Annotated in this window: 19 protein-coding genes; 13 read left to right on the forward strand and 6 right to left on the reverse strand. The window is 61.7% G+C overall.

The features are described from left to right. The first annotated feature begins 66 nt into the window (after window positions 1–66). The 3 genes from rluB to arfB all read left to right on the forward strand — a co-directional run bounded on the left by rluB (window position 67) and on the right by arfB (window position 3,463). Window positions 67–1,281 (forward strand): 23S rRNA pseudouridine(2605) synthase RluB, encoded by a 1,215-nt coding sequence (gene rluB, locus L9B60_RS18300; protein ID WP_249672152.1) that lies wholly within the window; start codon window positions 67–69, stop codon window positions 1,279–1,281. A 361-nt stretch (window positions 1,282–1,642) separates the two neighbouring features. After that, window positions 1,643–3,046 (forward strand): amino acid permease, encoded by a 1,404-nt coding sequence (locus L9B60_RS18305; protein WP_249672153.1) that lies wholly within the window; start codon window positions 1,643–1,645, stop codon window positions 3,044–3,046. A 3-nt stretch (window positions 3,047–3,049) separates the two neighbouring features. Continuing rightward, complete coding sequence (gene arfB, locus L9B60_RS18310; protein WP_249672154.1) at window positions 3,050–3,463, forward strand: alternative ribosome rescue aminoacyl-tRNA hydrolase ArfB; 414 nt, start codon at window positions 3,050–3,052, stop codon at window positions 3,461–3,463. Here the strand turns inward: arfB and L9B60_RS18315 are convergent. The 5 genes from L9B60_RS18315 to phhA form a co-directional block, all read right to left on the reverse strand. Further along, on the reverse strand, window positions 3,460–4,662 hold the full coding sequence (locus tag L9B60_RS18315) for an MFS transporter (protein WP_249672155.1): 1,203 nt from the start codon (window positions 4,660–4,662) through the stop codon (window positions 3,460–3,462). The two genes, arfB and L9B60_RS18315, sit on opposite strands and share 4 nt — an antisense overlap. A 289-nt stretch (window positions 4,663–4,951) precedes the next feature. After that, window positions 4,952–5,134, reverse strand: coding sequence for a hypothetical protein (locus L9B60_RS18320; RefSeq protein ID WP_249672156.1), 183 nt, complete (start codon window positions 5,132–5,134; stop codon window positions 4,952–4,954). Between the two features lie 114 nt (window positions 5,135–5,248). Next, a complete protein-coding gene (locus L9B60_RS18325; protein ID WP_249672157.1) occupies window positions 5,249–5,389 on the reverse strand; it encodes a hypothetical protein in 141 nt (46 codons plus the stop codon). Between the two features lie 194 nt (window positions 5,390–5,583). Next, window positions 5,584–5,934, reverse strand: coding sequence for a 4a-hydroxytetrahydrobiopterin dehydratase (locus tag L9B60_RS18330; RefSeq protein ID WP_249672158.1), 351 nt, complete (start codon window positions 5,932–5,934; stop codon window positions 5,584–5,586). A 25-nt stretch (window positions 5,935–5,959) separates the two neighbouring features. Beyond that, window positions 5,960–6,745 carry a phenylalanine 4-monooxygenase gene (gene phhA / locus L9B60_RS18335; RefSeq protein ID WP_249672159.1) on the reverse strand — a complete coding sequence of 262 codons (786 nt, stop codon included), beginning with the start codon at window positions 6,743–6,745 and terminating at the stop codon, window positions 5,960–5,962. Window positions 6,746–7,017: 272 nt separating this feature from the next. Here phhA and L9B60_RS18340 point away from each other — a divergent pair, with 272 nt between their 5' ends. Further along, window positions 7,018–8,583 (forward strand): sigma-54-dependent transcriptional regulator, encoded by a 1,566-nt coding sequence (locus L9B60_RS18340; RefSeq protein ID WP_249672160.1) that lies wholly within the window; start codon window positions 7,018–7,020, stop codon window positions 8,581–8,583. A 74-nt stretch (window positions 8,584–8,657) separates the two neighbouring features. Here L9B60_RS18340 and L9B60_RS18345 read toward each other — a convergent pair whose 3' ends face one another. After that, window positions 8,658–8,918, reverse strand: coding sequence for a DUF2790 domain-containing protein (locus L9B60_RS18345; protein ID WP_249672161.1), 261 nt, complete (start codon window positions 8,916–8,918; stop codon window positions 8,658–8,660). A gap of 419 nt (window positions 8,919–9,337) precedes the next feature. Between L9B60_RS18345 and acs the strand changes: the two genes are divergently transcribed. The 9 genes from acs (at window position 9,338) to aruF (ending at window position 19,775) form a co-directional block, all read left to right on the forward strand. Next, window positions 9,338–11,293 (forward strand): acetate--CoA ligase, encoded by a 1,956-nt coding sequence (acs, locus tag L9B60_RS18350; protein WP_249672162.1) that lies wholly within the window; start codon window positions 9,338–9,340, stop codon window positions 11,291–11,293. Window positions 11,294–11,909: 616 nt separating this feature from the next. After that, window positions 11,910–12,686 (forward strand): ABC transporter substrate-binding protein, encoded by a 777-nt coding sequence (locus tag L9B60_RS18355; RefSeq protein ID WP_249672163.1) that lies wholly within the window; start codon window positions 11,910–11,912, stop codon window positions 12,684–12,686. Between the two features lie 88 nt (window positions 12,687–12,774). Continuing rightward, window positions 12,775–13,464, forward strand: a complete 690-nt coding sequence (locus L9B60_RS18360; RefSeq protein WP_249672164.1) for an ABC transporter permease — start codon at window positions 12,775–12,777, stop codon at window positions 13,462–13,464. After that, window positions 13,461–14,159, forward strand: a complete 699-nt coding sequence (locus L9B60_RS18365) for an ABC transporter permease (protein ID WP_249672165.1) — start codon at window positions 13,461–13,463, stop codon at window positions 14,157–14,159. Before L9B60_RS18360 ends, L9B60_RS18365 begins: the two co-directional genes overlap by 4 nt. Window positions 14,160–14,163: 4 nt before the next feature. Further along, on the forward strand, window positions 14,164–15,276 hold the full coding sequence (locus tag L9B60_RS18370) for a M14 family metallopeptidase (protein WP_249672166.1): 1,113 nt from the start codon (window positions 14,164–14,166) through the stop codon (window positions 15,274–15,276). Window positions 15,277–15,299: 23 nt separating this feature from the next. Further along, complete coding sequence (locus L9B60_RS18375; RefSeq protein ID WP_249672167.1) at window positions 15,300–16,064, forward strand: ABC transporter ATP-binding protein; 765 nt, start codon at window positions 15,300–15,302, stop codon at window positions 16,062–16,064. A 144-nt stretch (window positions 16,065–16,208) separates the two neighbouring features. Continuing rightward, window positions 16,209–17,189 carry a transcriptional regulator ArgR gene (argR, locus tag L9B60_RS18380; RefSeq protein ID WP_249672168.1) on the forward strand — a complete coding sequence of 327 codons (981 nt, stop codon included), beginning with the start codon at window positions 16,209–16,211 and terminating at the stop codon, window positions 17,187–17,189. A gap of 274 nt (window positions 17,190–17,463) precedes the next feature. Then, window positions 17,464–18,684 carry an aspartate aminotransferase family protein gene (locus L9B60_RS18385; RefSeq protein ID WP_249672169.1) on the forward strand — a complete coding sequence of 407 codons (1,221 nt, stop codon included), beginning with the start codon at window positions 17,464–17,466 and terminating at the stop codon, window positions 18,682–18,684. Between the two features lie 71 nt (window positions 18,685–18,755). Beyond that, window positions 18,756–19,775 carry an arginine/ornithine succinyltransferase subunit alpha gene (aruF, locus tag L9B60_RS18390; RefSeq protein WP_249672170.1) on the forward strand — a complete coding sequence of 340 codons (1,020 nt, stop codon included), beginning with the start codon at window positions 18,756–18,758 and terminating at the stop codon, window positions 19,773–19,775. The last annotated feature ends 23 nt before the right edge of the window (window positions 19,776–19,798 follow it).

Genomic DNA, 19,798 nt, shown 5'->3' on the forward strand with positions numbered 1-19,798 from the left:
TTCGCGACCCTCTGGCGAGCTGTTCGCCATGAATCCTAGATTTTTGACCCACCGGGAGGTGCTTAGATGAGTGACCAAGACAAGCCAGGCAGCCAGGAAATTGGCCCAGCCGGCGAAAAACTGCAAAAAGTACTCGCCCGTATCGGCGTCGGTTCGCGTCGTGACGTGGAAGCCTGGATCGGCGAAGGCCGCGTCAAGGTCAACGGCGTTGCCGCGACCCTGGGGCTGCGTGTCGACCTGCACGACGCCATTTCTGTCGACGGCAAGGTGATCAAACGCGAAGAGGCCTCGGAAAACGTGCGCCGCGTGATCATCTACAACAAGCCCGACGGCGAGATCTGCACCCGTGACGACCCGGAAGGCCGCCCAACCGTATTCGACCGCCTGCCGCGCCCGCGCGAAGGCCGCTGGATCAACATCGGCCGCCTGGACATCAACACCACGGGGCTGTTGATGTTCACCACCGACGGTGAGCTGGCCAACCGCCTGATGCACCCTTCCTTCGAGATGGACCGCGAATACGCGGTGCGTGTGCGTGGTGAAGTGGACGACGACATGCTGCTGCGCCTGAAGAATGGCGTGCTGCTGGAAGACGGCCCGGCACGTTTCACCGACATCCAGATCGCCCCGGGCGGTGAAGGCTTCAACCATTGGTACCACTGCGTGGTGATGGAAGGCCGTAACCGTGAAGTGCGTCGTTTGTGGGAATCCCAGGGCTTGGTGGTCAGCCGCCTGAAGCGCGTGCGCTTCGGCCCGGTGTTCCTCAACTCCGACCTGCCGATGGGCCGCTGGCGTGAACTGACCCAGGGCGAAGTCGACGTGCTCAGCGCCGAAGTCGGCCTGACTCCGGTCGCGCAGCCGATGATGAGCACCAAGAGCAAGGACAAGCTGGACCGCCTGCAGCGTAAATCGTCACGCCCATTGGGCCGCAGCGAACGCGTGGTGCGTACCTTGCGCCCGGCGCACGACGGCGCCGCACCGGCTGCTCCGGCCCGCGCGCCACGTGGCCCGCGCCTGGAAGAAAGCAGCGATCGCCCGGCGCGCAAGCCGCGTGAAGACAAGGCCCCGCGCCGTGGCGATGCCCCGGCACCGCGCAAGGACTCGCGTGGCTCGCCTGTGGCCGAGCGCCCGAGCGACACCGCCAAGCGCCCTGGCAAGCCTGTGCAAAAGCGCCCGGGTATCTCCCTGGTGCAGGACGGCCCATCGGGCAAGCGTCGCGGCCCGGCAGCTGGCAGCGGCCAGCGCCCCGGCTTTGGCAAGCGCAAGCCCAAGCCTGAGTGATGTAAGGCTTTAAACGAAACGCCAGCCTTCGGGCTGGCGTTTTGCTTTACGCGCCGTAAACATTTCTTTGCACCCCCTGTAGGCGCGGATTTATCCGCGAAAAGCTCGCCGCAGTTTGCCTGGAAGGTTGCGGTGCGTTCTTCGCGGATAAATCCGCGCCTACAGGTGTAATAAAATCTTGCCAGCTTATCGGAAGTTTCCGTATTTGCAGTGGGCATAGGGCATTGCTGATACCCAGCACTCACGATCAGATGCTCGCCGTGTACAATGCGCGGCGTTTTACCTGTGGCACCTTGCGTTACCGCGCATTTTGCAAATCCCTGTTCCGTCACAGATAAAAACAAATAAGGTGACCCCCTCCATGAGTGCACACGACTCATCCTCAGGCGAGCTGAAACGCGGCCTGAAGAATCGTCATATTCAACTGATCGCCCTGGGTGGCGCGATCGGTACCGGGCTGTTTCTCGGCTCCGCCGGCGTGTTGAAATCCGCCGGCCCGTCGATGATCCTCGGTTACGCGATTTGCGGCTTCATCGCCTTCATGATCATGCGCCAGTTGGGCGAGATGATCGTCGAAGAGCCGGTGGCCGGCTCCTTCAGCCATTTCGCGCACAAGTACTGGGGCGGCTTCGCCGGCTTTCTGTCGGGCTGGAACTGCTGGGTGCTGTACATCCTGGTGGGCATGTCGGAGCTGACCGCGGTTGGCAAATACGTGCACTACTGGTGGCCGGAGATCCCGACCTGGGTGTCGGCAGCGGTGTTTTTCGTGATGATCAACCTGGTCAACCTGGCCAACGTCAAGGTGTTCGGCGAGGCGGAGTTCTGGTTCGCGATCATCAAGGTGCTGGCCATCGTCGGCATGATCGCCCTGGGCAGCTACCTGCTGGTCAGCGGCAGCGGCGGCCCGCAGGCGTCGGTCAGCAACCTGTGGGAGCATGGCGGCTTCTTCCCCAATGGGGTCAAGGGCCTCGTCATGGCGCTAGCCATCATCATGTTCTCGTTCGGTGGCCTGGAAATGCTCGGTTTTACCGCCGCCGAGGCCGACAGCCCGAAAACCGTGATCCCCAAGGCGATCAACCAGGTGATCTACCGCATCCTGATCTTCTACATCGGTGCCTTGGTGGTGCTGTTGTCGCTGACCCCATGGGACAGCCTGCTCGCCTCGCTCAATGCGACCGGCGACAGCTACAGTGGCAGCCCCTTCGTGCAGGTGTTCTCGATGCTGGGCAGCAACACGGCCGCGCACATCCTCAATTTCGTGGTGCTGACGGCGGCGCTCTCGGTGTACAACAGCGGCACCTACTGCAACAGCCGCATGCTGGTGGGCATGGCCGAACAGGGTGATGCGCCGGCAGGCCTGGCCAAGATCGACAAGCGCGGCGTACCGGTACGGGCGATCCTGGTTTCGGCGGCGGTGACATTGATCGCCGTGCTGCTCAACTACCTGGTGCCCCATGATGCACTGGAGTTGCTGATGTCCCTGGTGGTGGCGACGTTGGTGATCAACTGGGCGATGATCAGCTATTCGCACCTCAAGTTCCGCCAGCACATGCAGCGCACCGGCCAGCAATCACTGTTCAAGGCGCTGTGGTCGCCGTACGGCAATTACATTTGCTTGGCGTTCGTGGTGTTTATCCTGGGCATCATGCTGCTGATTCCAGGCATCAACCTCTCGGTGTATGCGATCCCGGTGTGGGTGCTGGTGATGTGGGGTTGTTATCGCCTGCGTGGCCCGCGCAAACTGGCGCATACCCAGAGTGCCTGATTGATGCTGGAAATCTCCAACAACGTGCACCTGCCCGACGCCGAAATCGAACTGAGCGCCATCCGCGCCCAGGGCGCGGGCGGGCAGAACGTCAACAAGGTGTCGAGCGCTATGCACCTGCGCTTCGACATCCAGGCCTCGTCATTGCCGCCGTTCTACAAGGAGCGGCTGCTGGCCCTGCGCGACAGCCGCATCACCAGCGACGGCGTGATCGTGATCAAGGCCCAGCAATACCGCACCCAGGAACAGAACCGCGCCGACGCCCTGGAGCGTTTGCGTGAACTGATACTGGCGGCGACCAAGGTCGAGAAGAAGCGCCGGCCCACCAAGCCGACGCTGGGTTCCAAAACCCGTCGGCTGGAAGGCAAGAGCAAGCGCGGCGTGATTAAGGCCGGCCGAGGCAAGATCGATTTCTAGAGCGGCTCGTCAGCGTGGCGCGGCGCGTTTGCCGCCTGGCGATACAGGTACAGGCTAAGGCCCAGGCCGCTCAACGAGGCAATCGCGGCAAACAGAAAGATCGACGAGAAGCCAAACCCTGCCGCAATGGCGCCCGCCACAGGCCCGGTAATCCCCAACGACAAGTCGATGAACAGCGAGTAGGCGCCCACGGCCGCCCCACGGCTGGACGCCGGCACCAGGTTGACGGCCTCCACGCCAAGCGCCGGGAACACCAGCGAGAAGCCGAAACCGCTGAGGGCGGCGCCAGCCATGGCCAGTTCCGCGCTCGGTGCCAGCCACAGAAACAGCAAACCCAGGGTTTCCACCGAGAGGCAGGCGATGGCCACCCGAAAGCCGCCGATGCGGTTGATCAGGTTGCCGAACAGCAAGCGCGCACAAATGAACGAGGCGCCGAATACGGTCAGGCACAGGGCCGCGTTTTCCCAATGGTTGGTGCTGTAGTACAAGGTGATAAAGGTGGCGATGGTGCCAAAACCGATCCCGCCCAACGCCAGGCCGCAACCATGGGGCAGCACGCGGCCGAGCACGTGCATGAACGGCATACGCTCGCCCACCACGATGGGGGCGGGAGTTTTGTTCCAGGCCAAGGCAATGCCCAGCGCTGCCAGCAGCAGGATGCTCACGCCCATGGCCCACAGGCCCAAGTGCTGCACCAGCAAAACACCCGCAGGTGCGCCGATGGCCAAGGCGCCGTAGCTGGCGATGCCGTTCCAGGAAATCACCTTGGCGGTGTGCGCCGCGCCCACTCGGCCAATGCCCCAGCCGATGGACGCAGAGCCCACCAGGCTTTCTGCCGTGCCCAGCACCAGGCGGCCCAGCAACAGGCTGATCAGGCTGGCCATCGGCGTGCTTTGCAGCAAGGCGGCCGCCAGCATGAACACGCCGCTCAAACCGCAGCCGCACATGCCGATGATCACGGCCTTCTTGCTGCCCTGAATGTCGATCACGCGGCTGGCGTAAGGCCGGCTGAGCAGCGTGGCCAGGTACTGGACGCTGATCACCAGGCCGGCGATCACGGCGCCGAAGCCCAGTTGGCTGTGCACGAAACCTGGCAGCACGGCGAGGGGGATGCCGATGTTCAAGTAGCCGATGAAGGTAAACAAAACGATGGAAACGACTTGCAGCGTAACTGCCATGGGTCGTTGTTGTACGGGCATGGGAAGATCCAAGTAGGGGCGGTAAGTGCTAGGTTCTGTACGAAATGTGTTCCAGCGAAGGTCAGGCAAGGCGAAAACAGGCGAGGAAAGGACCGGGGTCGCGCTCGACTTGACCGGTTGTCAATGAGCATTCCGATCGGACTCGCGCACGAGCCTGTTTTCAACGCAGCATGGCCGAGCTGGGATACATTTCGTACAGAGCCTAGCAGTAACTCTAGACGCCTATGATAGAGCCGTTGGGCACATTGTTCCGCACGCGTGGAAAACTTTCATCCAGCGGGGGGGGTAATCAGGGCTTGGCAGGGGCCAGCAGGCGAGTGGCGACCAGGGCCGCGAGGGCGTTTTCCTGGGTGCCGAAGCGTTGTAGCAGGGCGGCTTGTTTTTCCGGGGTCAGGCGGTTCCAGATGTCGATCATCTGTTGCGCCGTGTCAATCATCAGGCCAGCCTGGGTGTCGTCGAAAGCATCGGTCATGGCCGTGTCCTGTAGGGCGAGCGCTTGAGGCGGGGTGATCTGCGGGCTTGAGCCCCTCAGCGGATCACGCCACCCCTTATTATAGCGCCGGGCTTGGACCGTAGTCTTTACCCGCTAGTCTTCGCGATCTGTGCGCAGGCTTTCATCAGGCTCGGATTTAGCCTTGGTGTCAGTTGCCTGGCTGGCGGACTGGGAAGGTTTCGACTGCTCTGGTTCGTGCAGGCTTGGGAAGGGGAAGTTAGGGATTTCGTGCATCGTCGTCACTCCTCACAAGTGCTGGTTGAAGGTTGATCGGAAAGCGCATGCTTTTGCAAAGCCGGCACAGGATACATCAGTGAGGATGACAATCAGAATTTTCCTGCGGTCATTGGTCGCAGGGGGGGCAGATGCAAGTTATGAGCTGCCAGTTGCAAGCCGAGCGCGGTGCAGCAGCTTGCAGCTCTTGGCGTTCAACTTGCAGCGTGGGGCTGCACTCCATCGGTTCTTGCCGCCATGATGAAGTCATTGCGGTGCAGCCCCTTGATCGAGTGGCTCCACCAGGTCACGGTCACCTTGCCCCACTCGGTCAGCAGGCCCGGGTGGTGGCCTTCGGCTTCGGCAATTTCGCCCACGGCATTGGTGAAGGCCAAGGCCTGTTTGAAGTTCTTGAACGTGAACAGTTTTTCCAACTGCATCACGCCGTCGCGCACTTCGATGTTCCAGTCGGGGATCTGTTTGAGCAGCGCCGGCAATTCTTCCTCGCTGACCTGTGGGGCGTCGGCGCGGCAGGCTTCGCAGTGGGCTTGGTTCAGGGCGTTCATGGGGGCTCCTTGAATAAAAAAGGCTTCAGGCGGCTTTTGGCGAAAATTTGGGCGCATGCAAGCCGAGCACGCTGGCCTGCTCCACCCTGCCCATGATGTTTTCATGTGCCAGGTCAAACAGTCGCTTGAGGTCGGGCAGCACGAAGTACACCGGTTGCAGGATATCGATACGGTAGGGTGTACGCATGCATTCGACCGGGTCGAATGCCTGGTGTTCAGGTTGGGCCGAGAGGCTGTAGACCGTCTCCTTGGGGGACGACAGGATGCCGCCGCCGTAAATGCGCTGGCCTTGGCAGGTGTCCACCAGGCCGAACTCGATGGTCATCCAGTAAAGCCGCGCCAGGTAGACCCGCTGTTCCTTGCTGGCGCTGAGGCCCAACTTGCCATAGGTGTGGGTGAACTCGGCAAACCAGGGGTTGGTCAGCAGCGGGCAGTGGCCGAATATCTCGTGAAAGATATCGGGCTCTTGCAGGTAGTCCAGTTCCGCTTCGGAGCGAATGAACGTGGCCACCGGAAATTGCTTGCTGGCCAGCAGTTCGAAAAAGGTCTGGAAGGGGATCAGCGCCGGTACTCTGGCCACCTGCCAACCCGTGGCGCGGCCTAGTACCTGGTTTATTTCGCCCAGTTGCGGAATGCGCTCGAGGGGCAGGCCCAACTGATCGATGCCATCCAGGTACTCCTGGCACGCGCGCCCTTGCACCACCTCAAGCTGGCGGGTGATCAAGGTATTCCATACCCGGTGGTCTTGCTCGGGGTAGTGGATGAATCCCTGCGCATCGGGCTCTCGAGCCACGTAGTGCGTCTGCTTCATACAGCTCTCCTGCGGGTCTTTATTGTTATGTGCAGCGATGCATCAGTAATAAACCCGCGAGGAGCCCAGTGCACGCCCATCAATGAGCATTTGGTGCGTGCTTGGCGCTCATTTCGTAACGAATAGTTTACGTATGAAGAGAAAAGCTCGTTTCAAAGGATGTGGATGGCTTGCTGAAGGCCGAATTCGTCACATATTCTTGACGGTAAAAGTGGGCGACCTGCACAAAGTCGCACCGCCCTGGCCACCCTAATCACAATTTCAGGCCCTACATGCGTATTAAAGTCCACTGCCAGAACCGCATCGGCATCCTGCGCGACATTCTCAACCTGCTGGTGAGCTACGGTATCAACGTCGCCCGCGGCGAGGTGGGAGGCGAGCACGGCAACGCCATCTATCTGCACTGCCCCAACCTGATCAACTTGCAATTCCAGGCCTTGAGGCCAAAGTTCGAGGCCATTACCGGAGTGTTCGGCGTCAAGCGCGTAGGCCTGATGCCCAGCGAGCGTCGGCACATGGAGCTCAACGCCTTGCTCGGCGCGCTGGAGTTCCCGGTGCTGTCCATCGACATGGCCGGTTCCATCGTCGCGGCCAACCGTGCCGCGGCGCAATTGATCGGGGTGCGGGTGGACGAGGTGCCGGGCATCCCGTTGGCGCGCTACGCCGAGGACTTCGACCTGCCGGCGCTGGTGCGCAGCAACCAGTCGCGGATCAATGGCTTGCGGGTAAAGGTGTGTGGCGCGGTGTTCCTGGCCGATATCGCTCCGTTGCAAGCCCAGCACGATGACAGTGAGGCGCTCGCCGGCGCGGTGCTGACCTTGCACCGCGCCGATCGCATTGGCGAGCGCATCTACCATGTGCGCAAGCAGGAGCTGCGTGGCTTCGACAGCATCTTCCAAAGCTCGAAAGTGATGGCCGCCGTGGTGCGTGAAGCCCGACGCATGGCGCCTTTGGATGCGCCTTTGCTCATTGAGGGGGAAACCGGCACCGGCAAAGAGTTGCTGGCGCGCGCCTGCCACCTGGCCAGCCCGCGAGGCCAGTCGCCGCTGATGGCGCTCAATTGCGCCGGGCTGCCGGAGTCCATGGCCGAGACCGAGCTGTTCGGCTATGGGCCGGGCGCCTTCGAAGGGGCGCGCGCCGAGGGCAAGCTGGGTTTGCTGGAGCTGACTGCCGGCGGCACCTTGTTTCTCGATGGGGTGGGTGAGATGAGCCCGCGCCTGCAGGCCAAGTTACTGCGGTTTTTGCAAGACGGTTGCTTTCGTCGCGTTGGCAGCGATGAAGAGGTGTACCTGGATGTGCGGGTGATCTGCGCCACCCAGGTCGATTTGTCGGAGTTGTGCGCCCGCGGCGAGTTTCGTCAGGACTTGTACCACCGCCTTAACGTGCTCTCGCTGCACATCCCGCCGCTGCGCGAATGCCTGGATGGGCTGGGCCCGCTGGTGGAGCACTTTCTCGACCAGGCCAGCCGGCAGATCGGCTGCAGCCTGCCACGCTTGGCCCCCACGGCAATGGAACGGCTGGCGCAGTACCACTGGCCGGGCAACGTACGGCAGTTGGAGAACGTGCTGTTTCAAGCGGTGTCGTTGTGTGAGGGGGGCGTGGTCAAGGTCGAGCATATTCGTTTGCCGGACTACGGCGCGCGCCGGCCGCTGGGGGAGTTTTCACTAGAGGGGGGTTTGCAGCAGATTGTCGGGCGATTTGAAAAGGCGGTGTTACAGCGTTTATACAGCGAACATCCCAGCAGTCGTATATTGGGCAAACGCCTGGGGGTGTCGCATACCACCATTGCCAACAAGTTGCGTGAATATGAAATCAATAAAAAAACAGACGGGTTTTAATTAAAATAAACAGGTCGATCAAATCGACGGCGCGCCTCCCGAACTTTCCAGGAGGCGCCGCAAGCATTCTTCGATTATCCGTTGGAGCAACCGTTGCCCATCACCTTGTATTCGAGAATGTGTTTCTGGCCAGTGGAGTCCAGGTAGGTCATGCGTGCCGGGACCACTTCGCAGACGTTGGGGATCTCGGTCATGGACACGACCTTGGCAATGTCCAGGTGTTGCGAGTAGTTGTAATACTCGACCGGTGTTGATTGTGCTGCATCAGTGGTAACTTCGTCGGCCATGGCAGTGGCGCAAACAGTACTGAGTGCCAGAACAAGCAGAGCTTTCATTTACGTTTTACCCTTTATACAGTCGTCAGAGGTCACGCCACTTTTGTAAAGTTGCGTGTGAAGCCAGAGTGGAGAGTTGCGATTAACGGCCTTCGTGGGGGCTGTTGCATGTGTTAGTCGCGTTGCCGTGTTGGCAGGACGAATTCTAGGCGGGTACCTGCTGACTAAACAGAGCGGGTTTTGATAAACAGTTTTATCCGAAACGGTAACAATCGTCTCGGCTTAATCGTTAGCAGGCTTTTTAATTTGAAAAAAAGAGCGGCTCGCGACACCGCGCAAACCACGGTGCTTGAGCGCTTGCCGTCGGCGGCGGGCGGCGATTGCGCAAAAGTTACTACCATCGTCGAATAGCATCTGTTTCCATATCGTCTTACAACGAGTTCATACAAAAACAACTACATTTCCCCGAGGTAAGAAAGATGAGTGCGGCTTCTCTGTACCCCGTTCGTCCTGAAGTGGCAGCCACCACGCTGACCGATGAAGCGACCTACAAGGCCATGTACCAGCAGTCGGTGGTCAACCCCGACGGTTTCTGGCGCGAGCAAGCCCAGCGTCTCGACTGGATCAAGCCGTTCACCAAGGTCAAGCAGACCTCATTCGACGACCATCATGTCGACATCAAGTGGTTTGCCGACGGCACCTTGAACGTTTCTTCCAACTGCCTGGACCGCCACCTGGCCGAGCGTGGCGATCAGTTGGCGATCATCTGGGAAGGCGACGACCCTTCCGAGCACCGCAACATCACCTACCGCGAACTGCATGAAGAAGTGTGCAAGTTCGCCAACGCCTTGCGCGGCCAGGACGTGCACCGCGGTGACGTGGTTACCATCTATATGCCGATGATCCCGGAAGCGGTGGTCGCCATGCTGGCCTGTACCCGCATCGGCGCGATCCATTCGGTGGTGTTCGGCGGCTTCTCGCCGGAAGCGCTGGCCGGTCGGATCATCGACTGCAAATCGAAAATTGTCATCACCGCCGATGAAGGCCTGCGTGGCGGCAAGAAAACCCCGCTCAAGGCCAACGTCGACCGCGCGCTGACCAACCCGGAAACCAGCAGCGTGCAGAAGGTCATCGTGGCCAAGCGCACCGGCGGCCAGATCGAGTGGAACCGTCATCGCGACATCTGGTACCACACCCTGCTGGAAGTAGCGTCCAGCACGTGCGCGCCAAAGGAAATGGGTGCCGAAGAGGCGCTGTTCATCCTCTACACCTCCGGCTCCACCGGCAAGCCCAAGGGCGTGCTGCACACCACCGGCGGCTACCTGGTATATGCCGCGCTGACCCATGAGCGCGTGTTCGACTACCGCCCTGGCGAAGTCTACTGGTGCACTGCCGACGTCGGCTGGGTCACCGGCCACAGTTACATCGTCTACGGCCCGCTGGCCAATGGCGCGACCACCCTGCTGTTCGAAGGCGTGCCGAACTACCCGGACATCACCCGCGTGTCGAAGATCATCGACAAGCACAAGGTCAACATCCTCTACACCGCGCCTACCGCGATCCGTGCGATGATGGCCGAAGGCACCGCCGCCGTCGAAGGCGCCGATGGGTCGAGCCTGCGCCTGCTGGGCTCGGTGGGCGAGCCGATCAACCCCGAGGCCTGGAACTGGTACTACAACACCGTGGGCAAGCAGCGCTGCCCGATCGTCGATACCTGGTGGCAAACCGAGACTGGCGGCGTGCTGATCAGCCCGTTGCCGGGCGCCACCGCGCTCAAGCCGGGTTCGGCGAGCAAGCCGTTCTTCGGCGTGGTGCCGGGCCTGGTGGACAACCTGGGCAACCTGATCGAGGGTGCCGCCGAGGGCAACCTGGTGATCCTCGATTCCTGGCCGGGCCAGTCGCGCAGCCTGTACGGCGACCACGATCGGTTCGTGGACACCTATTTCAAGACTTTCCGTGGCATGTACTTCACCGGTGACGGCGCCCGTCGCGATGAAGACGGTTACTACTGGATTACCGGCCGCGTCGACGACGTGCTCAACGTGTCTGGCCACCGCATGGGCACGGCCGAGATCGAAAGTGCCATGGTCGCCCACCCGAAAGTCGCCGAGGCGGCCGTGGTGGGGGTGCCCCACGACCTGAAAGGGCAGGGCATTTATGTGTACGTGACCCTCAATGGCGGTGAAGAGCCGAGCGAGGCATTGCGCCTGGAACTGAAAAACTGGGTGCGCAAGGAAATCGGCCCAATCGCTTCGCCGGACGTCATCCAGTGGGCGCCAGGCCTGCCCAAGACCCGCTCGGGCAAGATCATGCGGCGCATCCTGCGCAAGATCGCCACGGCCGAATACGACGCGCTGGGGGATATCTCGACCTTGGCGGACCCAAGCGTGGTGCAGCATTTGATTGATACGCACAAGACCATGAAGGTGGCTTGACCTCCAGGTAGGTGACGCAAAAAGCCGCTTGCCCTTGATCAGGGTGGGCGGCTTTTTTTTGGGAGTGCGTCACGGCCCGGGGTGTCAATGCGATCAGCTTTTAGCCCCCTCTCTCTTTGGGAGAAGGCTGGGGAGAGGGCCGCAGCCACTCGAGATATATCGACCAATCCCCAACCTTTCCTACTGTTACCCGCGAATCTTCCGGTAACCAAATCTGTAACGGCCTGCGCCTCCATTCGGGGCATTGCGCTACAGCTCGTCTGTTTTTGGTGCTATTTTGCCCTCCCGAAAAAACCCGGCGCACGCCAGGGTTGCCGGATTACAAGGGTTTGCCAATAATAGGCGCGCAATTTGCTTGATAGATCGGTTGCCCGTCTTTTGCCTTTGCATAAACAGCAGGGCCTGTCAATCGTCTCGGGCCGTATTTCCGGCGCATCTGTAACTAGTTGTCGCATTGAAGAAATATCGGCTTCCGGGCTCTCGTTAAAATGCCCAGCACTCGCTGAAGGCCTTGCGTACCTGCCAGGCCCGGCGGCGCTATCTGCGTTGTACCCATTCGCATATTGGGCTGTTGCTCACTCTGCCATTTAATGCCCTTTACCGATGGAGTCCTGAGATGAAGAAACTCGTGCTTCTTGGCGCCCTGGCGCTGTCCGTGCTGTCCCTGTCGTCGTTCGCTGACGAAAAGCCGCTGAAAATCGGTATCGAAGCCGCCTACCCTCCGTTCGCCTCCAAGGCGCCGGACGGTAGCATCGTCGGTTTTGACTACGATATCGGCAACGCCCTGTGCGAAGAGATGAAGGTCAAGTGCCAATGGGTCGAGCAGGAATTCGACGGCCTGATCCCGGCGCTGAAAGTGCGCAAGATCGACGCGATCCTGTCCTCGATGTCCATCACCGAAGACCGCAAGAAGTCCGTGGATTTCACCAACCGCTACTACCTGACCCCGGCACGCCTGGTGCTCAAGGATGGCGTGACCGTCAGCGACAGCCTGGCTGAGCTCAAGGGCAAGAAGATCGGTGTGCAGCGCGGTTCGATCCATGAACGCTTCGCCCGCGAAGTGCTGGCCCCCAAAGGCGCCGAAGTGGTGCCATACGGCTCGCAGAACGAAATCTACCTGGACGTGACCGCTGGCCGCCTGGACGGCACCCTGGCTGACGCCACCTTGCTGCAGGACGGTTTCCTGAACACCGACGCCGGCAAGGGCTACGCGTTCGCAGGCCCATCCTTCACCGACGTCAAGTACTTCGGCGACGGCGTCGGCATTGCCGTGCGCAAGGGCGACAAGGAAGACCTGGACAAGATCAACGCAGCCATCGCGGCCATTCGCGCCAACGGCAAATACAAGCAAATCCAGGACAAGTACTTCAACTTCGACATCTACGGCCAGTAAGTCGTCCCAGGGTCACCTGACAGATGGTGCACGCCGCAAGCGCTGAGGCATGCACCATTTTTTCATCGCAACGGTCGAGGATCACTACATGTTAAAAGGCTACGGGGCTGTCATCCTCGAGGGTGTCGGGCTGACGCTGCAACTTGCCTTGTCATCCATGGCCCTGGCCATCGTACTCGGCCTGATCGGTGTTGCCTTGCGCTTGTCGCCCGTGCGCTGGCTGGCTTGGCTGGGCGACCTGTATTGCACGGTGATCCGCGGCATCCCGGACCTGGTGCTGATCCTGCTGATTTTCTACGGCGGCCAGGATTTGCTCAATCGCGTGGCGCCGTTGCTGGGCTTCAATGATTACATCGACCTCAACCCGATGGCGGCTGGCATTGGCACCCTGGGCTTTATCTTTGGTGCCTACTTGTCCGAAACCTTCCGTGGCGCCTTCATGGCCATCCCCAAGGGGCAGGCAGAGGCAGGCTTTGCCTACGGCATGAGCGGCCGGCAAGTGTTCTTCCGCGTATTAGTGCCGCAGATGATCCGCCTGGCGATTCCCGGTTTTACCAACAACTGGTTGGTACTGACCAAGGCCACTGCACTGATTTCCGTGGTGGGCCTGCAAGACATGATGTTCAAGGCCAAGCAGGCGGCCGATGCCACCCGCGAACCCTTCACCTTCTTCCTGGCCGTGGCAGCGCTGTACCTGGTGCTCACCAGCGTTTCGCTGCTGGCCCTGCGTTACCTGGAAAAACGCTACTCGGCAGGCGTTAAGGCGGCAGACCTATGATCTTTGACTACAACGTTGTCTGGGATGCGCTGCCGCTGTACTTCAGCGGCCTGCTGGAAACCCTCAAGCTGCTTGGCCTGTCGCTGCTGTTCGGCCTGCTGGCGGCGCTGCCGCTGGGGCTGATGCGGGTGTCCAGGCAGCCACTGGTGAACCTCACTGCCTGGCTGTACACCTACGTGATCCGTGGCACGCCGATGCTGGTGCAGCTGTTTCTGATCTACTACGGCCTGGCCCAGTTCGAGGCCGTGCGCGAGAGCTTCCTGTGGCCGTGGTTGTCCAGTGCGACCTTCTGCGCGTGCCTGGCCTTTGCCGTCAATACCAGCGCCTACACCGCGGAAATCATCGCCGGCAGCCTCAAGGCCACGCCCCATGGCGAGATCGAAGCGGCCAAGGCCATGGGCATGTCGCGGGCCAAGATGTACCGGCGCATCCTGCTGCCCTCGGCCCTGCGCCGGGCGCTGCCGCAGTACAGCAACGAAGTGATCATGATGCTGCAGACCACCAGCCTGGCGTCCATCGTGACCCTGATCGACATCACTGGCGCGGCGCGCACGGTGAACGCCCAGTACTACTTGCCGTTCGAAGCCTATATCACCGCAGGTGCGTTCTACCTGTGCCTGACCTTCATCCTGGTACGCCTGTTCAAGCTGGCCGAACGCCGCTGGCTGGGTTACCTGGCACCACGCAAGGGCTGACCACATGCAACGTATCGACCATTCATTGCCCTGGAGCACCCTGGGCACCGAGCGCCAGTTGAGCGTGTTCCGCTTTGGCAGCGGCGAGCGCAAGGCCTATATCCAGGCCAGCCTGCACGCCGACGAACTGCCCGGCATGCGTACCGCCTGGGAGCTGAAACAGGCCTTGCTGGCGCTTGAGGCCAAGGGTGCCCTGAAGGGCGTCATCGAACTGGTGCCGGTGGCCAATCCGTTGGGCCTGGGGCAGTTGCTGCAAGGCGCCCACCAAGGCCGTTTCGAGTTTGGCAGCGGCAAGAACTTCAACCGCGATTTCGTCGAGCTGAGCGCGCCGGTGGCCCAGGCCCTGGCCGGCCAGTTGGGCGATGACGCGCACGCCAATATCCAGCTGATCCGCCAGGCGATGCGCGACACCCTGGCGGCTTTGCCACCGGCGGCCAGCCAGTTGCAAGGCATGCAGCGCGAACTGCTCGGCCATGCCTGCGACGCCGACGTGGTGCTGGACCTGCACTGCGACGCGGATGCTGCGCTGCACATGTACGCCCTGCCGCAGCACTGGCCGCAGTGGCGCTCGTTGGCGGCGCACCTGGGCATGAAGGTCGGCCTGTTGGCCGAAGACTCCGGTGGCAGCTCGTTCGACGAAGCCTGCTCGCTGCCCTGGTTGCGTTTGTCGCGCCTGTTCCCCGAGGCGCAGATCCCGCTGGCGTGCCTGGCGACCACCCTGGAACTGGGTGGCCAGGCTGACACGGGCAAGGCGCAGACCGAGGCCCACGCCCGAGGCATCCTGGCCTTTCTCGCCGAGCAAGGCTTTATCGAAGGTGACTGGCCGGCAGCCGTGGCCGAGGCGTGCGAAGGCATGCCGTTCGAAGGCACCGAATTGATCTTTGCGCCCCATGCGGGCGTGATCACCTTCCTGCGTTCACCCGGTGACTGGGTGGAGGTGGGTGATCCCTTGTTCGAAGTGATCGACCCGTTGGCCGATCGCGTGACCACGATGTGCGCCGGTACCGCCGGTGTGCTTTTCGCCATTGAACGACTGCGTTATGCCCAGCCCGGTTTCTGGCTGGCCAAGGTAGCGGGGCGCCAACCACTTCGTCGCGGGCGCCTGCTCAACGACTGATCGCTTTTGTGAGAGCCGATAACATGTACAAACTTGAAGTCCAGGATCTGCACAAGCGCTACGGCAGCCATGAAGTGCTCAAGGGCGTGTCGCTGGCCGCGAAGGCTGGCGATGTGATCAGCATCATTGGTTCCAGTGGTTCGGGCAAAAGTACTTTTTTGCGCTGCATCAACCTGCTGGAACAGCCCCACGCCGGGAAGATTTTGCTCAACAATGAAGAGTTGAAGCTGGTCGCCGGCAAGGATGGCGCCCTGCGCGCCGCCGACGCCAAGCAGTTGCAGCGCATGCGCTCGCGCCTGTCGATGGTGTTTCAGCACTTCAACCTGTGGGCGCACATGACCGCCCTTGAAAACATCATCGAAGTGCCGGTGCACGTGCTGGGCGTGCCGAAGAAGGAAGCCCTGGAAAAGGCCGAGCACTACCTGAACAAAGTCGGTGTGGCCCATCGCAAGGGTGCCTACCCCGGCCATATGTCTGGCGGTGAACAGCAGCGCGTGGCGATCGCCCGGGCGTTGGCGGTGGAGCCTGAGGTGATGCTGTTCGACGAACCGACCTCGGCGCTTGACCCGGAACTGGTGGGTGACGTACTCAAGGTGATGCAGTCGCTGGCCCAGGAAGGCCGCACCATGGTCGTGGTCACCCACGAAATGGGTTTTGCCCGCGAAGTCTCCAACCAGTTGGTGTTCTTGCATCAGGGGCGGGTCGAGGAAAGCGGCAACCCGCGCGAAGTGCTGGTGAACCCGCAGTCCGAGCGCTTGCAGCAGTTTCTGTCCGGCAGCTTGAAGTAGTCGTCGTTTGAAACAGTTGCGGGCTGCCACTGCGGCCCGCAAAGGTGCATGCTGCGGGTTTTGACTCGGGCAATGCCGGCTTTACCCGCTAGAGTGCAATACGGCATTCGGCATTGACCCTGAACAGGTTTCGGACCGCACTCCATGACAGCCCAACGAATCGGTTTTCTGATCTGGCCCAGCACCAAGGCCCTGACCCTGGCGCTGGCCGAGGAGGCGCTGCGCGTCGCCCAGAAAGTGCACCCCGAAGTGGTCTACGAGCTGCTGTTCTTGCAGGCCGAGCCGCCCACCGAAGGCGGCTGGCAGTTGCCGGGCGAACCTTGGGTGGGGCGCCTTGAGGGTTGCGCCAAGCTGTTCTTGCTGGCCGACGAGCCGCCCGGCACCTTGTCGCAAGCCCTGGGTAGTGCGGTCAAGCAGCTGGTGCGTGCCGGCGGCGTGGTGGGTGGCCTGTCGGCGGGGGTTTACCCGCTGGCGCAATTGGGCCTGCTGGATGGTTACCGCGCCGCCGTGCACTGGCGTTGGCAGGATGACTTTGCCGAGCGCTTCCCCAAGGTCATCGCCACCAGCCACCTGTTCGACTGGGATCGCGACCGCATGAGCGCCTGTGGCGGCCTGTCGGTACTGGACCTGTTGCTCGCCGTGTTGGCCCGCGACCACGGCGCGGAGCTGGCTGGCGCGGTGTCGGAAGAGCTGGTGGTGGAGCGCATCCGCGAAGGCGGTGAGCGCCAACGCATCCCGCTGCAGAACCGCCTGGGTTCCAGCCACCCCAAGCTCACCCAGGCGGTGTTGCTGATGGAGGCGAACATCGAAGAGCCCCTGACCACCGACGAAATCGCCCAGCACGTGTGCGTGTCCCGCCGCCAGTTGGAGCGGATCTTCAAGCAGTACCTCAACCGCGTGCCCAGCCAGTACTACCTGGAGCTGCGCCTGAACAAGGCCCGGCAGATGCTGATGCAAACCAGCAAGTCGATCATCCAGATCGGCCTGTCGTGCGGCTTCTCCTCGGGCCCGCACTTCTCCAGCGCCTACCGCAATTTCTTCGGCGCAACGCCGCGTGAAGATCGCAACCACCGGCGCAGCAGCAGCCCGTTCGAGTTGTCGTCGGTGCCTGCCGAGCGAGGGTGAACCCTTCGCGGATCAATTCGCTCCCTGCAGGAGCGGATTGGTCCGCGAAAAACACCCCGCGAACCGCCTGATGAACCCGTACGGACATTCCCCGCGTCTGCGTTTAAACTGCGCCTTTGCGACCCTATATGTCGCATCCTTGAAAACCCCGATATTTCCCGGTTTGGCGCTATAAGAAGTTGTCGCTTGGCGGCAAGGTCGGGCGCGAATCTGTCCTTACAATCCCCCCATCGCTTGCCATTATCCGGCAGGCGGCCCTCATCAGGAGACTCCGATGTCCGTTGAGCATGCCCAGGTGCAACGCGCCGATTTCGACCAGGTAATGGTCCCCAACTATGCCCCGGCCGCTTTCATTCCCGTGCGCGGCGAAGGCTCCCGAGTCTGGGACCAGGCCGGTCGCGAACTGGTCGATTTCTCCGGTGGCATTGCCGTCAACACCTTGGGCCACGCCCACCCGGCGCTGGTTGGCGCGCTGACCGAACAGGCCAACAAGCTATGGCATGTCTCCAACGTGTTCACCAACGAGCCGGCCCTGCGCCTGGCGCACAAGCTGGTCGACGCCACCTTTGCCGAGCGCGTGTTCTTCTGTAACTCCGGCGCCGAAGCCAACGAGGCCGCGTTCAAGCTGGCCCGCCGCGTGGCATTCGATCGTTTCGGTGAAGACAAATACGAAATCATCGCCGCCACCAACAGCTTCCACGGCCGCACCTTGTTTACCGTGAGCGTGGGCGGCCAGCCCAAGTATTCCGACGGCTTCGGCCCCAAGATCACCGGCATCACCCATGTTCCGTACAACGACCTGGACGCATTGAAAGCCGCCGTTTCGGACAAGACCTGCGCCGTGGTGCTGGAGCCTATCCAGGGTGAGGGCGGCGTGCTGCCAGCCGACCAGGCTTACCTTGAGGGCGCCCGCGCGCTGTGCGACCAGTTCAACGCGCTGCTGGTGTTCGATGAAGTGCAAAGCGGCATGGGCCGCAGCGGCGAGCTGTTCGCCTACATGCACTACGGCGTCACCCCAGACATCCTCTCCAGCGCCAAGAGCCTGGGCGGCGGCTTCCCGATCGGCGCCATGCTGACCACCGAAGCCCTGGCCAAGCACCTGGCCGTTGGTACCCACGGCACCACGTACGGCGGCAACCCGCTGGCGTGCGCGGTAGCGGAAGCGGTGATCGACGTGATCAACACCCCGCAGGTGCTGGGCGGCGTCAAAGCCAAGCACGAACGCTTCAAGGCCCGCCTGGAGCAGATCGGCGAGCGCTACGGCGTATTCACCGAAGTACGCGGCATGGGCCTGTTGATTGGTTGCGTGTTGAGCGATGCCTGGAAGGGCAAGGCCAAGGACTTTTTCAACGCCGCCGAAAAGCATGACCTGATGATTCTGCAGGCTGGCCCCGACGTGGTGCGTTTCGCGCCAAGCCTGGTAGTCGAAGACGCAGACATCGATGAGGGGCTTAACCGCTTCGAGAAAGCGGTGGCGTCCCTGACTCAAGCCTGATTTCAGGCATTCGGGCGGGCCTGCGCTGCGGGTTCGCCACTTTTGACCGGTATTATTCAAGGAGTGACACCATGCTGGTGATGCGCCCCGCGCAAATGGCTGACCTGGGTGAAGTACAGCGCCTGGCCGCGGACAGCCCGATTGGTGTCACGTCCTTGCCGGACGATGTCGACCGCCTCAGCGACAAGATCGCCGCCTCCGAGGCGTCGTTTGCCGCCGAAGTCAGCTTCAATGGCGAGGAAAGCTATTTCTTCGTGCTCGAGGACAGCGACACCGGTCGCCTGGTCGGTTGTTCGGCCATCGTTGCCTCGGCCGGGTATTCCGAGCCGTTCTACAGTTTCCGTAATGAGACCTTCGTGCACGCTTCGCGCGAGCTGAAGATCCATAACAAGATCCACGTGTTGTCGCAGTGTCATGACCTGACCGGCAACAGCCTGCTGACCAGCTTTTACGTGGTGCCGGACCTGGTCGGCAGCGCTTGGTCGGAGCTCAACTCCCGTGGCCGCCTGCTGTTCGTTGCCAACCATCCGGAGCGCTTTGCCGATTCGGTGGTGACCGAGATCGTCGGCTACAGCGACGAGCAGGGCGACTCGCCGTTCTGGGACGCCATCGGGCGCAACTTCTTCGACCTCAACTATGCCGAGGCCGAGCGCCTGTGCGGGCTTAAAAGTCGCACGTTCCTGGCCGAGCTGATGCCGCATTACCCGATCTACGTGCCGCTGCTGCCCGATGCCGCCCAGGAAGCCATGGGCCAGGTGCACCCGCGGGCGCAGATCACCTTCGACATCCTGATGCGCGAAGGCTTCGAAACCGATCACTACATCGACATCTTCGACGGCGGGCCCACCCTGCACGCCAGGGTTTCGGGCATCCGCTCGATCGCCCAGAGCCGCGTGGTGCCGGTAAAAATCGAAGACGTCAGCAACAAGGGCGGGCGCCAGTACCTGGTGGCCAACGCGCAGTTGCAGGATTACCGCGCGGTGCTGCTGGAACTGGACTGGGTACCCGGCAAGCCGGTCAGCCTGAGCCTTGCGGCAGCCGAGGCATTGGGTGTGGGCGAGGGCGCCAGCGTGCGCCTGGTCGCGGTTTAAGCACAGGTCGAGTTTAGCGGGCC

Origin of the sequence: Pseudomonas abieticivorans (assembly GCF_023509015.1) — a bacterium.
In the GTDB taxonomy this organism is placed as follows: Bacteria; Pseudomonadota; Gammaproteobacteria; order Pseudomonadales; family Pseudomonadaceae; genus Aquipseudomonas; species Aquipseudomonas abieticivorans.

What these genes read in the sequence shown, in the direction of transcription:
- rluB (WP_249672152.1), top strand. Translation starts at nt 67, where the DNA reads ATGAGTGACCAAGACAAGCCAGGCAGCCAGGAAATTGGCCCAGCCGGC.
- L9B60_RS18305 (WP_249672153.1), top strand. Translation starts at nt 1,643, where the DNA reads ATGAGTGCACACGACTCATCCTCAGGCGAGCTGAAACGCGGCCTGAAG.
- arfB (WP_249672154.1), top strand. Translation starts at nt 3,050, where the DNA reads ATGCTGGAAATCTCCAACAACGTGCACCTGCCCGACGCCGAAATCGAA.
- L9B60_RS18315 (WP_249672155.1), bottom strand. Translation starts at nt 4,662, where the DNA reads ATGCCCGTACAACAACGACCCATGGCAGTTACGCTGCAAGTCGTTTCC.
- L9B60_RS18320 (WP_249672156.1), bottom strand. Translation starts at nt 5,134, where the DNA reads ATGACCGATGCTTTCGACGACACCCAGGCTGGCCTGATGATTGACACG.
- L9B60_RS18325 (WP_249672157.1), bottom strand. Translation starts at nt 5,389, where the DNA reads ATGCACGAAATCCCTAACTTCCCCTTCCCAAGCCTGCACGAACCAGAG.
- L9B60_RS18330 (WP_249672158.1), bottom strand. Translation starts at nt 5,934, where the DNA reads ATGAACGCCCTGAACCAAGCCCACTGCGAAGCCTGCCGCGCCGACGCC.
- phhA (WP_249672159.1), bottom strand. Translation starts at nt 6,745, where the DNA reads ATGAAGCAGACGCACTACGTGGCTCGAGAGCCCGATGCGCAGGGATTC.
- L9B60_RS18340 (WP_249672160.1), top strand. Translation starts at nt 7,018, where the DNA reads ATGCGTATTAAAGTCCACTGCCAGAACCGCATCGGCATCCTGCGCGAC.
- L9B60_RS18345 (WP_249672161.1), bottom strand. Translation starts at nt 8,918, where the DNA reads ATGAAAGCTCTGCTTGTTCTGGCACTCAGTACTGTTTGCGCCACTGCC.
- acs (WP_249672162.1), top strand. Translation starts at nt 9,338, where the DNA reads ATGAGTGCGGCTTCTCTGTACCCCGTTCGTCCTGAAGTGGCAGCCACC.
- L9B60_RS18355 (WP_249672163.1), top strand. Translation starts at nt 11,910, where the DNA reads ATGAAGAAACTCGTGCTTCTTGGCGCCCTGGCGCTGTCCGTGCTGTCC.
- L9B60_RS18360 (WP_249672164.1), top strand. Translation starts at nt 12,775, where the DNA reads ATGTTAAAAGGCTACGGGGCTGTCATCCTCGAGGGTGTCGGGCTGACG.
- L9B60_RS18365 (WP_249672165.1), top strand. Translation starts at nt 13,461, where the DNA reads ATGATCTTTGACTACAACGTTGTCTGGGATGCGCTGCCGCTGTACTTC.
- L9B60_RS18370 (WP_249672166.1), top strand. Translation starts at nt 14,164, where the DNA reads ATGCAACGTATCGACCATTCATTGCCCTGGAGCACCCTGGGCACCGAG.
- L9B60_RS18375 (WP_249672167.1), top strand. Translation starts at nt 15,300, where the DNA reads ATGTACAAACTTGAAGTCCAGGATCTGCACAAGCGCTACGGCAGCCAT.
- argR (WP_249672168.1), top strand. Translation starts at nt 16,209, where the DNA reads ATGACAGCCCAACGAATCGGTTTTCTGATCTGGCCCAGCACCAAGGCC.
- L9B60_RS18385 (WP_249672169.1), top strand. Translation starts at nt 17,464, where the DNA reads ATGTCCGTTGAGCATGCCCAGGTGCAACGCGCCGATTTCGACCAGGTA.
- aruF (WP_249672170.1), top strand. Translation starts at nt 18,756, where the DNA reads ATGCTGGTGATGCGCCCCGCGCAAATGGCTGACCTGGGTGAAGTACAG.